Raw genomic sequence first — 12,714 nt, 5'->3', positions numbered from 1 at the left:
GCACTTGCTCGCGTTTATTATATCGAGAGCGTTAATTTAGATGGTAAGGGTCGATATTTTTTAGGAAATATCGGCCCTTTACTTTTTAAGGAAGTTATGGAGCACCTGTTTGATTTCTTCTGGATTAAACGGCTTTAAAACGTGTCCGTTCATGCCACAATCCCTAAATTTCATGTTTTCGTTATGCAAGGTAGATGCCGTTAAGGCAATAATGGGCAGGTTTTTGTAATAAGCGCCTGGGATTTCGCGAACAATGCGCGTGGTATCAAAACCATCAATGCCCGGCATACGGATATCCATAAATACCAGGTCGTATGTGTTGTCCATGATTTTGCGGATCGCTTCTTCGCCATTGGAGGCAAAATCGATATCCAAGCCCCATTTGCTCAAAAATCTTTTGGCAATCAGGATATTCACCTCGTTATCGTCAACCACCAAGATGTGTTTGCCCGTAAAAAGGCTAGGCAAGGCATGAGGCACTTGAACTTTTTCAGGTTGCTCCAGCAATTTGAAGCTAATTTCGAAACAGAACACCGTTCCCTTGCCTTCTACGCTTTGCACCTCTATTTCCGATTGGTAGAGCTTGATCAGTTTTTTGGTAATGGCCAAACCCAGTCCCGTACCTCCGTATTTTCGCGAAATATCAGTTCTGGCCTGGGTAAATGTTTCAAAAATATAAGACTGCTTTTCTTTGGGAATACCGATGCCATTATCCGCAACTTCAAAATAAATCAAGGCTTCGTCTGGCGTTTGCTGTTTGAGCTTAAGCGTAAACTCAACTTTTCCATGATCGGTAAACTTGATGGCATTGCCCAATAGGTTCATCACAATCTGGTAGAGCCTTGTTTTATCGCCCAGCAAGGGTTCGGGTATCTTGTCGTCGTAAGTCAGCAGCAACTGGTTTCCTTTTTTGCCGGCGGCCACCTGTAGCGAGTTGACAATGTCTACACAAAGCGTGTGCAAGTCGAAGGGCAAGGCTTCCAATTGCAGGTTTCCGGTTTCTATTTTGGTAAAATCGAGGATATCGTTGATGATATTGAGCAGGTTTTCTCCCGAGAACTTCAGGATGTTCAGGTCGTCAATCTGCGAATCTTTGGGTTCGTTTTCCAACAACAAATGCGTCATTCCGATAACAGCGTTGAGTGGCGTACGTATTTCGTGGCTCATCACCGAGAGAAACATCTCTTTGGCTTCGCTCAGTTGCAGGGCCTGTTCCCTGGCCTCTACCATTTCGCGCTCCACCTGTTTGCGTTGCGTAATGTCGTAAATAAGCTCTACCTGGCGCTCTAATTGTCCGTTGGCATTGATGATCGGCGTATTGGCCACCGAAAGCCAGATAGGTGTGCCGTCTTTTTTATGCGCCAAAACCTCAATGGTATAGGCTTGCTTGTTGTTGGCCTTTTTACGCGATTTAAGGATCAGTTCCTTGTCGGTTTCGGGCGTAGAAAGCACATCGCCCAGCATTTTGCCCGAAAGCTCGGCCAGCGAATAGCCTATTAGGCTTTCCAAGGCATCGTTTATCCAGGTAATTTCTCCTTTCTCGTTCGAAATGGTAACGCCAGTATTGGTTTTGCTGGCCACCAGCGACAGCACCTGCAGCTCTTCTTCGGCCTTTTTCTTTTCGGTAATATCGATGATGATTTCTACCTCGGTTTCTACCTTGCCTTCGTCGTTTAGCACTACCGTATTGTAGATGGACAGCCAAATGGGTTGTTTATCTTTACGGTAGGCCAGAATATCGACGGTAAAGGACTGCTTTTGCTGGGTAAGCTGGCGTGCTTTTTCAATAAGCGACCAATCGGTTTCTGGACCGCGAATCAAATCGCCCAAAGGCTTGCCCTTTACTTCTTCGAGGGTAAAGCCGGTAATTTTCTCAAAAGCATCATTAACCCAAATGGCATTGTTGTTGGCATCGTTAATTACCACGCCATTATTTACCTTGCTGGCCACGAACGACAGCTGGGTCAATTCGTTTTCCACCTTTTTGCTTTCGGTAATATCCCTGCCATAGCAATACCAGCGATTGTCTTTGGCCACCATGTTCCAGCCCATCCATTTCACCTGGTTGTACTTGCTGACCAGCCTAAAATCGATGCTGAACTGTTTCTCGCCACTTCGCAATCCATCTTCAATCGCGTAAACGGTTCTGTTTACATCTTCACGCAGGCAGTAATCCCACATGCTCTGGCCAATGGTTTCCTCAACGGTATATTGCAACAGCGAGGTTACCGCATCGTTGATAAAAAGAATGGCTCCATTACGGTCTAAAATACAATGGATTTCGGGCGAAACCGTAAAGATATCGACAAACTCATCAAAACGTTTGGTTTGGGCTTCGAGCTGGGCATTTTTTCTTTTAAGCGCCAGTTGAGCTACCACCTGTACTGCCAGGGTAGACAGGGCTTCGAGCTGGTGTTCGTTAAGGTTTCGGGGCTGTACATCGAGCAGGCAAAGGCAGCCCAAGGCAAACCCTTCGCTGTCTTTTAGCGGTGCACTGGCGTAAAACCTAATGTGGGCGTCGCTATTAACCAATGGATGGCTCGACAATTCTGGTTCCTGCCTTACATCTGGCATCAAAAAAATATGATCGGCCATCATGGTATACTGGCAAATGGTTACCGTTCTAGGCAACTTTCTATGCTCAGCATCTACGCCTACGGCCGATTTCAGGACCACGCTGTCGCGATCAACAAAAGACACGTAGGCAATAGGCACATTGGCAATCTGCGCCGCAAGCTTCACCAAATTGTCGAGCTCATGCTCCAGTCCGTCTCCCAAAATATCATAAGAATACAGTGCAGCAAGGCGCTGTTCTTCTTGTTCAGGAGAATAGGGAGACTGGTTGAACATTGCTTAAAAGCTTATTTATAAAGCGGGAAGCGGCTGGTTAAGGCTTGTACCTGTTGTTTGACCTGGTTAAGATTATTCTCGTCTTCCGGATTGCTCAATACCTGGTCTATCAGGTCTACAATCTGTCCCATTTCGCTTTCTTTTAGTCCCCTGGTAGTAATGGCCGCCGTACCTACGCGCATGCCCGAGGTTACAAACGGCGACTTATCATCAAAAGGAACCATATTTTTGTTAACCGTAATATCTGCCTTCTCCAATGCATTTTCGGCCAGCTTACCGGTAATGCCCTTGTTGCGCAGGTCAATCAGCATCAAATGGTTGTCTGTTCCGCCAGAAATGATACCATAACCTTTGGTTACAAAAGCTTTGGCCATGGCCTGTGCATTGGCACCAACTTGTTTAATGTAGGTGAGGTAATCGTCGCTAAGCGCTTCGCCAAAGGCAATGGCTTTAGCCGCAATGATATGCTCTAGCGGACCGCCTTGTGTACCTGGGAAAACCGCCATGTCTAAAATGGCCGACATCATTTTGATTTCGCCTTTTGGCGTTTTGTGTCCCCAAGGATTTTCAAAATCCTGCCCCATCATGATCATGCCACCACGCGGACCGCGCAAGGTTTTATGGGTAGTGGTAGTAACGATATGGCAATGTGGCAACGGATTATTCAACAAGCCTTTGGCAATAAAACCTGCTGGATGAGAAATATCTGCCAACACTAAGGCGCCAATCTGATCGGCTACCTTGCGGATAAAAGCATAATCCCATTCTCTTGAATAGGCAGAGGCACCACAGATAATCAATTTTGGCTTTTCGGCTAGGGCAACTTCCTCCAATTTGGCGTAGTCGATCAAGCCATCTTCTTTTTTAACACCGTAAAAGTGTGGCTGATACAATTTACCAGAAAAGTTAACCGGCGAACCATGGGTCAAGTGGCCACCGTGCGACAGGTCGAAGCCTAAGATTTTATCGCCAGGCTGGATAACGGCCAGCATAACCGCCGCATTGGCTTGTGCGCCCGAATGGGGCTGTACATTTACCCATGCGGCTCCAAAAAGTTGTTTTGCTCTTTCGATAGCTAAATTTTCGATGTCATCTACCACTTGGCAGCCCCCATAATAACGTTTGCCCGGCAAGCCTTCGGCATATTTGTTGGTTAATACCGAACCTGCTGCTTCCATTACCTGTTTGCTCACAAAGTTTTCGGATGCGATAAGCTCAAGACCATGCTCCTGTCTATCTAATTCTTTGTTAATTAGATCAAAAATTATAGTATCTCGTTTCATTATGGGAAAAGTATTTTTGGTAAAAATACTAAATTATTGCTGAATTTTAGCGCCAAAACCAGAGCCTTTGCGAGGCAATAATAAATTGCCGTTTTTTCTTGATGTTCACATTTTTTACTAAATTTAATCTCTTATCTAATTTATTAAAAATGAAAAAATTAGCGTTTCTTACCGTTGTATTATGGATAGCTTTGTTTGCAACCAGTTGCAATAAAGAAAATACAACCGCCAAAGCCAACCTGAGTTACAGCTTTGGCGTTAGTAACCTGTATGCCTCTTTAGGCAGCACCGCTGCAACCAGTGGCATGCCTGTAGCCCAGGGAACAAATGGCAGCATCAATTGGACAAGCATGTCGCTTAACATTGCCAAGATCGTGTTCAAGGCCAGCCATGCCGGATCAAATGTGGCCTTCGAATCGATGAACTTCAATGCTATTAATCCCTTGCAAGTGGGTATCGTGAAAGGCACCGTTGCTATTCCTGCCGGCGTATACGAAAATGTTAAATTCAATTTAAGCCTGGCAGAAAATGCCGCCGTGCCTACTTTTACGCTTAACGGCACCTATATTGAGGCCAGTGGCACGCAGATACCAGTTTCTGTGCAATTTACACAATCGCAGGCACTCGACTTCGAAGCCAAACGTATTGAGGTGGTAGCTGGCGACTATATCGCCAATGTTTCCATCAAAATCAATCAGCTGGTAACCGGCCTAACCAGAAACGACTTTGGCCAAACCACGCGCACAGGCAACAATAACGCCATTGTAGTAACCAGCACCACTAACAGAGCACTATACGAGAAGCTGATGGCCAACTTGGCATCGACCATTAGTTTTGATGTGGCCAAGAAATAAAACAGGCATTGGTTAGGATGAAATTTGAAACGATTCTTGATAAAAGTATTAAACAAAATGCCGTAATTTGTACTTTTTATATACGGCATGGAAATTAAGACTGGAGCTTTACTATCTACTATCAATTATCCCGCTGATTTAAAGCGATATAGTGAACAAGATTTAGAGCAAATTTGCCAAGAGCTACGCCAATACATCATTGATGTAGTTAGCATTAACGGCGGGCATTTTGGAGCAAGTTTAGGTGTGGTAGAGCTCACGGTTGCCTTACATTATGCCCTGAACACTCCTTACGATAAATTGGTATGGGATGTGGGCCATCAGGCATATGGACACAAGATCCTTACCGGTAGAAGAAACCAGTTCCATACCAACCGTATTCTAAATGGCATTAGCGGCTTTCCTAAAATAAGCGAAAGCGAATATGATACTTTTGGCGTAGGCCACTCTTCAACTTCAATTTCGGCTGCTTTGGGCATGGCCGTGGCCTCCCATTACAAAGGCGAAAAAGACAGGCAACACGTAGCCGTAATTGGCGATGGCGCCATGACCGCAGGCTTGGCCTTTGAAGGCTTGAACCATGCCGGCATCGAAAATTCCAATCTATTGGTAATTTTGAACGACAACTGCATGTCTATCGACCCTAATGTGGGCGCCCTAAAAGAATATTTAACCAGCATCACCACCTCTAAATCGTACAACCGTTTCAGAGACGATGTTTCGAATGTATTGACCAAGCTTTCAGAACTTGGGCCCAATGCACACAAGTACGTTAAAAAGATAGAAAAAAGCATCAAAGGCACTTTGTTAAGGCAAAGCAACCTTTTCGAAGCACTCAATTTCAGGTATTTTGGTCCTGTTGACGGACATGATGTTAAAAAATTAGCTTCAGTAATCAAAGACCTGAGCGCAATTCCGGGACCGAAACTATTACACTGCATCACGGTAAAAGGCAAGGGATTTGCACTGGCCGAAAAAGACCAAACCAAATGGCATGCACCAGGTTTGTTTGATAAAATTACCGGCGAAATTAAAAAACCAGTAGTAGATAAGCCACAGCCACCTAAATATCAGGATGTTTTCGGGCATACCCTAGTAGAACTGGCCGAAAGCAACCCGAAAATCGTGGGTATCACTCCGGCAATGCCTTCGGGATCATCAATGAACATCATGATGAAAGCCATGCCCAATCGCGCTTTCGATGTGGGGATTGCCGAACAACACGCGGTAACTTTCTCGGCGGGTTTGGCTACGCAGGGATTGGTACCTTTTTGCAATATCTATTCGAGCTTTATGCAAAGGGCTTACGACCAGGTTATCCACGACGTGGCTATCCAGAACCTGAATGTAGTGTTTTGTTTAGACAGAGCCGGTTTGGCCGGTGCCGATGGTGCTACACATCACGGCGCATACGATTTGGCCTACATGCGTTGCATTCCGAACATGGTGGTCGCTTCTCCGATGAACGAGGAAGAGCTACGCAACCTGATGTATACTGCCCAGCAAGAAAACATCGGCCCGTTTACCATCAGGTATCCACGTGGCAATGGCGTAATGCCCGACTGGAAACGCCCGTTTAAGGCACTGGAAATTGGCAAGGGCCGCAAAATCTGCGATGGCGAAGATGTAGCTATCCTAACCATTGGTCATGTAGGCAATTTTGCCGTAGAAGCCTGTAAAGAACTCAACAGCGAAGGCATACATCCTGCACATTACGATTTGCGCTTTGTAAAACCTTTAGACGAAGTCCTGCTACACGAAGTATTTAAGCGTTATGCCAAAATAGTAACCGTAGAAGACGGTTGTTTACAAGGCGGCATGGGCAGTGCCGTATTGGAATTTATGGCTGATCACAACTACAAGGCCGACGTCATCCGATTGGGCATTCCTGACGAATTTATAGAACACGGCGAACAGCCTGAACTTTGGGCGCTTTGTGGCTATGACACACAAGCCATTATCGAAACTGTAAAAAAAGTAGCGATAAGCCGTACCACTAAAACAATGGCCTCTTAAGCCCTCTAAAAACCTAAAGAATATACATTTACCGCGTTTTGGAAAAACATTCAAAAATATACGTTGCAGGCCATAGAGGAATGGTGGGTTCTGCCATTTATCGCAAATTGCAAAAAGAAGGATATACCAACCTAATTGCCAGAAACTCTGACGAGTTAGACTTGAGGAACCAACAAGCTGTTGCCGACTTCTTCGCCAACGAAAAACCCGAATATGTGTTTTTGGCTGCGGCCAAAGTTGGTGGCATTGTAGCCAATAATACTTATCGCGCTGATTTTTTATATGAAAATTTGGCTATCCAAAACAATGTTATTCATTCGGCTTATGTAAATGGAGTAACCAAATTAATGTTTTTGGGTTCAAGTTGCATTTATCCAAAACTGGCTCCGCAACCATTAAAGGAAGATTATCTACTGACTGGATTGTTGGAAGAAACCAATGAGCCCTATGCCATTGCCAAAATTGCGGGCATCAAAATGTGTGATGCCTATAGGGCACAATATGGATGCAACTTTATTTCGGTCATGCCTACCAACCTGTATGGCTATAACGATAACTATCATCCACAAAACTCTCACGTTTTGCCAGCGCTGATTAGAAAATTTGACGAAGCCAAGAAAAACGGCATTAAAGAAGTAGTAATTTGGGGTTCGGGCACGCCTATGCGCGAATTCCTCTTTGCAGACGATCTAGCCGACGCTTGCTATTTCTTGATGCAAACCTATAGCGAGCCGAATTTAATCAACATAGGCACCGGAGAAGACCTCACTATAAAAGATTTAGCTTTGTTGATTAAGAAAGTAGTAGGCTTTGAAGGCGAATTGACTTTTGACACGACAAAACCAGACGGCACACCACGCAAACTAATGGATGTTTCGAAACTGCATGCACTGGGCTGGAAACACCAAATTGAGCTGGAAGAAGGACTGAAGCTAGCTTATCAAGACTATCTCAGTAAAATATAAAAAGAAAAGGCTCATGAGTTTCATGAGCCTTTTTAACCATATGATTAACTATTAGAAATCCTGATATAAATTTCGAAAGCTACTTCTTAAACCAAAAGTAAATAAAGAAGTATTATTTGTCATATCCGAATTATTTTCTTTTCTGATTACTCCACCTATTTCAAGGCGTAAGTTATACTTAGGATTTAGCAAATAAGCTACCTTACACTCGGCAAACAGAAGATTTGTTTTTAAACCTTGTCCAATTGAATTTCCGTAATCAGAAACATGCGTATAATAATCTTGAAAAATGTCTTTACCATAATTTTTACCTGCTGGGTCTAATCCATATTGAGCATAGAGAAGTTGGCCCTGAAAATCAAATCTTTTATAGCTGTAATTTACTATGCCTAATAGTTCTCTGAAGTTTGCACCGAATGGATGGGCTAAAGGCTGGTTCATCTCTGCATAATTAGAAACGCGATCAAAATGTGCATAGGTATAAGGTCTGGCAGTGTTAAACTCTACAAGATAATTCAATGATGGTGTGTTGAAAAGATCAGAACCTCTTAATCCTAGCTGCAAAGCCCATTTATTAGCCCAATAACCCTTGTTGCTAAAAAACTCCTTGGCAGTAAATTCATCAATCATAAATTGGCCATATAATGCCATATTATTAAGCACTTCATATTTAAGGTTTAAACCTAATCGCATTTTATCTGGCGAAGTTGTATTAGCACCCTCAATTGGTCTCAAGAAAACAAACGGATGGATATAATTGAAATCAAAGCCACGTTTGCCTTCTACTTCTGCATCTGCCCATGTTACGGCCTGGAACAGGCCAATGGAAAGACGGTTTGTTGCATTCCAATCTACATAGTGCATAGCGCCCCATTTTCCTCTCGCACCCAGACGCCGATCTGTTGTTAGCTTAGGTGCTCCGGGATCAAGCATATATCCAAATATTGTTTGGTATTGCACACTTCCAAGGGTTGCCCTTATTCTAAGAAAGGAATAGTTAGCCGCAACATCGGATAAGAGCATAGAGCGATAACCGTCACCTATAAAATTTTTATCGTAACCCAGTGAAAAGTTTAGATGTTTATTAGGGGTATATGAAAGCAAAGCTGTAACATAAGACCAGTCTTTGGTATTTTTGCCAAGTTTTCCAGTCATCTGACTTGGCACTACTTGATTCTTATTTATAAAACTGGTTATATAGTCTGAAAACACAGCTTGGTTTTCAAACCCATTGGTATAAAATGAAAATTTATCGCCAACTGTCGCTCCAATTTGATAGCCTCTTGTATTTAGCCAAGTACTGGGATTATTGATTCCATTAAAATCGTGTCCAATCTGAAAGTCCGGGAGAAAATCAGCATACACAACATAGTCGTCGCCTTTAAAATTAAACAAGTGTTCTTCAAGCAATTTTCTTCTTACCCACGAATGTTTATTTAAGGTATCAACCCCCACCACATACATCAAGCTATCATAGCGAACACGCAACAAAGAATCATCAGCATAAAAGCCCTTAATAGACGAGTGCGAACGACTATTTACATCATATACGGATTTATTAAGCTTTTGGTAAAATTGATAAGAGTAAGGTATATTAACATTTGGTGTTTGAGCCTTTGAGCTACTAAAAGCCAAGACAAAAACAATCATCCATAGATGTTTCTTCATTTCGTTCAGGGGGTTTTATCTAATTGCGTATGAGTGTCAAGTTCTTCAAAAATAGAGTTTTTACTTTTATACTCTCTTACTAACGCCTTCATAGTGATTACAACCTGCCTATCATCATTTTGTTTGGCAAATTGCAAAAGCGTATATATCTGGGATTCGATTTCAGAAAACACATATTCTCTTACTTTTCCAATCATAATCTTTTCATGGTGGGTAGGCATGGTGTTTTCATTATCATTCAATAACTCTTCGAATAGTTTTTCTCCGGGGCGTAAACCAGAGTACTGGATTTTAATATCTTGATTAGGAACTAATCCTGCCAAGCGAATCATTTTCTTTGCTAGTTCCACAATTTTAACAGATTTTCCCATATCAAAGATGTAAATCTCCCCTCCTTTACCCATGCAACCGGCCTCAAGCACCAAACGACAGGCCTCGGGTATTGTCATAAAATAACGAGTAATTTCTGGGTGAGTAACCGTAACTGGTCCGCCTTTCTCAATTTGTTGTTTAAAGCGAGGTATTACCGAGCCATTGGAGCCCAAAACATTACCAAAACGAGTGGTGATGAATTTAGTGATTGGCTTTATATCCAAATCATTGATATAGCTCAATCCATTGCTGAAAACAAAATTATGATTGCTTAAAGAATTATTTAATGATTGCACATAAATCTCTGCGATGCGTTTAGAGGCCCCCATTACGTTCGTAGGATTCACCGCTTTATCAGTAGAGATCATCACAAATTTCTGCACGCCATGTCTAACGGCCGTATCGGCTATAGTTTTAGTACCCAATACATTTGTTTTAATGGCTTCTGCAGGATTATCTTCCATTAAGGGTACATGTTTATAAGCCGCGGCATGGTAAACATAATGAGGCTTAAATGTTTCGAAAAGATGATGCATCCTTTTCTCATCCTTTACATCACCTACAAAAGCATGAAAGTTGGTATTGGTATGCGTTTCTTCTAACTCCAAATAAATATGGTGTAGAGCGGTTTCTGACTGATCGCATAGAATGATTAAACCTGTATCGAACTTCATTAGCTGACGAACGATCTCGCTTCCAATGGACCCTGCCGCTCCAGTAATTAATATTCTTTTATCTTTTAACTGGTTTTGTATGCCTTCAATATCTATCTGAATAGGTTTCCTATTCAACAGGTCTTCGATATTGATATTCTGAATCTGGGTACTGTGAAACTTACCGCCGTTCCAGGCATCGGCAGGCGGAATATTCAATACGGTAATCTCGTTCTCTAAGCATACATCTACAATCTGATTTTTACGCTCAGCAGGAATAGTATAGGAAGCAAAAATGATTTCATCAACTTCGTGTTCCTTGATAAGCTCTTCTAGTTTAATAGCAGATAAGATCTTAATCCCATCTATTGTCTTGCCTACCTTACGATCATCATCGTCTACAAAGGCCATAATGGTTTTGTTTACTTTACCATCATGATCAAAAGTACGTTTAGTAGCCAGACCTGCTTCGCCAGCGCCATAAATAATCACTTTTCTTTTGTCGAGATTAAGATTTTTGATGTACAAGAAAAAATACTTGATCATTACCCGATAAGAAATCAGCAACAAAAAACTGCAAAGGCCGGTTACAATAATAATCGTATTTGATATATATGGAGGCCTATTAAATGCTATCACTGCTAAATTGAGAAAAAAGAAAATCCCACTACTGATCAGTACTGCAAATAAAATCCTAAAGGTATCTTGAGCACTGGTATAGCGAATAATGCCTGAATAGGTCTTCACATTCAGAAAAACAATAATATTGATAACAGTAAAAACAAGTACATTTCGACTAAATTCAACAAGATCTAATCCTGAAATATCTAGGTTATATCTTACGAAATAGGCAATAGTCAAAGACAATAGACAAACGCCCAAATCCAGCAGGAAAATAATCCAACGAGGTACTATATTTATTTTACCAAACAAAATAGAATAGCCTTAATTTAGAAGTAAAGATAATATAAAAAAATAAATCATATCTAATTTTTTAACCCAGCGTTTAAACTACGTTATAGAGAGTTATCAATCTTTATCCTTCTATAAAACAATTGACTTCTTCCCTCTATTAATAATCTTACTATAAAAAATAGAGTCGCCGAAAACAGCATAAACATTATTGACAATAAAACAGATTTTCTTGCAAAAAAAACCACGATAATATTAATCAATAACTGTACTACAAAATACAGGCCAGAAACTCTTAAATGTGGCCAGCGAAGACTGTTGGCCATATATTGATAGAAGTGACTTCTATGAGCATCTAGTATATTCTCTTTACGTATTAGCCTAAAAGCAATAGTAGAAGTAGCATCAAGCCCATAAAACAAAAGCAATAGAACAAACGAGAAATTGTTGCATTTTAAAACTAGCTGTCCGATTAAAAAAACAATAATAAAAGCAATACCCACACTTCCGACATCACCGGCGAAACAGCTGGCTTTATTTCTAAAATTAAAAAAATTAAAAACCAAAAGTGCAAGCGCTATAATTACAAGAAGGTCTTCTGAGGTAAAAGCGATAATATACCTATTGATATAGTATAATGTACCAATCGTCAAAAGGCTATAACTACCGGTTACACCATTGATACCATCCATAAAATTATAGGCATTAATTGTACCAATTATAAAAATGATGGCAAAAACAGTATAGTACCATGGAAAGGTCAAAATACCTAATTGCAGAACCAATAATAGTACAGCTACAAGATGAATGCTGAGTCTAAGCGAATATTTCAAGGTAAACAAATCATCTAAGAAGCTTATTATACTTATCAAAACCAGCCCAAAAATAAAATAAAGATACTGAAATCCATAAAGAAAGAAAAATAGTAGTGTGGCCAGCACGAAAATTATCCCGCCTCCTCTAATCGTTTTATCGATATGAGAACTTCGTGAGTTTGGGTGGTCGATAATATTAAAATGGGTAGCTATCTTAAAATAAATCAGCTCTAGGGCTAATAAAATAATAGATATTACTACAAGATTTGCTAAAGGCATATGAAGAACTTTCTTGCGAAGATAGGTAAATTCATGCTTCTTTGAAA

At 41.3% G+C, this 12,714-nt stretch carries 8 protein-coding genes; 3 read left to right on the top strand and 5 right to left on the bottom strand.

Going from position 1 to position 12,714, the window contains the following annotated elements; genetic code table 11:
• Positions 1-78: 78 nt before the first annotated feature.
• Together AC6H1S_RS01415 and glyA are read right to left on the bottom strand one after the other, a co-directional pair.
• Positions 79-2,850 (bottom strand): PAS domain S-box protein, encoded by a 2,772-nt coding sequence (locus AC6H1S_RS01415; RefSeq protein ID WP_497564857.1) that lies wholly within the window; start codon positions 2,848-2,850, stop codon positions 79-81.
• An 11-nt stretch (positions 2,851-2,861) separates the two neighbouring features.
• Positions 2,862-4,133, bottom strand: coding sequence for a serine hydroxymethyltransferase (gene glyA / locus AC6H1S_RS01410; protein ID WP_497564856.1), 1,272 nt, complete (start codon positions 4,131-4,133; stop codon positions 2,862-2,864).
• Between the two features lie 149 nt (positions 4,134-4,282).
• On the opposite strand from glyA, the gene AC6H1S_RS01405 reads away from it, so the two are divergent.
• The 3 genes from AC6H1S_RS01405 to fcl all read left to right on the top strand — a co-directional run bounded on the left by AC6H1S_RS01405 (position 4,283) and on the right by fcl (position 7,968).
• Positions 4,283-4,987, top strand: a complete 705-nt coding sequence (locus tag AC6H1S_RS01405; protein WP_199138516.1) for a hypothetical protein — start codon at positions 4,283-4,285, stop codon at positions 4,985-4,987.
• Between the two features lie 87 nt (positions 4,988-5,074).
• Positions 5,075-7,003, top strand: a complete 1,929-nt coding sequence (dxs, locus tag AC6H1S_RS01400; protein WP_199138518.1) for a 1-deoxy-D-xylulose-5-phosphate synthase — start codon at positions 5,075-5,077, stop codon at positions 7,001-7,003.
• A 38-nt stretch (positions 7,004-7,041) separates the two neighbouring features.
• Entirely contained in the window at positions 7,042-7,968 is a 927-nt protein-coding gene (fcl, locus tag AC6H1S_RS01395; protein WP_497564855.1) for a GDP-L-fucose synthase, read from the top strand.
• Between the two features lie 51 nt (positions 7,969-8,019).
• On the opposite strand, the gene AC6H1S_RS01390 is transcribed toward fcl, so the two are convergent.
• The 3 genes from AC6H1S_RS01390 to AC6H1S_RS01380 form a co-directional block, all read right to left on the bottom strand.
• Positions 8,020-9,636, bottom strand: coding sequence for a gliding motility protein RemB (locus AC6H1S_RS01390; RefSeq protein WP_497564854.1), 1,617 nt, complete (start codon positions 9,634-9,636; stop codon positions 8,020-8,022).
• A 5-nt stretch (positions 9,637-9,641) separates the two neighbouring features.
• Positions 9,642-11,594, bottom strand: a complete 1,953-nt coding sequence (locus AC6H1S_RS01385; RefSeq protein WP_497564853.1) for a polysaccharide biosynthesis protein — start codon at positions 11,592-11,594, stop codon at positions 9,642-9,644.
• An 83-nt stretch (positions 11,595-11,677) separates the two neighbouring features.
• Positions 11,678-12,667 (bottom strand): MraY family glycosyltransferase, encoded by a 990-nt coding sequence (locus AC6H1S_RS01380; protein ID WP_497564852.1) that lies wholly within the window; start codon positions 12,665-12,667, stop codon positions 11,678-11,680.
• Positions 12,668-12,714: the final 47 nt, after the last annotated feature.

The sequence above is a fragment of the Pedobacter sp. TM02 genome, assembly GCF_059705275.1.
This window is presented reverse-complemented; position numbering and strand designations above follow the sequence as displayed.

What these genes read in the sequence shown, in the direction of transcription:
- dxs (WP_199138518.1), top strand. Translation starts at nt 5,075, where the DNA reads ATGGAAATTAAGACTGGAGCTTTACTATCTACTATCAATTATCCCGCT.
- AC6H1S_RS01405 (WP_199138516.1), top strand. Translation starts at nt 4,283, where the DNA reads ATGAAAAAATTAGCGTTTCTTACCGTTGTATTATGGATAGCTTTGTTT.
- AC6H1S_RS01390 (WP_497564854.1), bottom strand. Translation starts at nt 9,636, where the DNA reads ATGAAGAAACATCTATGGATGATTGTTTTTGTCTTGGCTTTTAGTAGC.
- AC6H1S_RS01380 (WP_497564852.1), bottom strand. Translation starts at nt 12,667, where the DNA reads ATGCCTTTAGCAAATCTTGTAGTAATATCTATTATTTTATTAGCCCTA.
- glyA (WP_497564856.1), bottom strand. Translation starts at nt 4,133, where the DNA reads ATGAAACGAGATACTATAATTTTTGATCTAATTAACAAAGAATTAGAT.
- AC6H1S_RS01415 (WP_497564857.1), bottom strand. Translation starts at nt 2,850, where the DNA reads ATGTTCAACCAGTCTCCCTATTCTCCTGAACAAGAAGAACAGCGCCTT.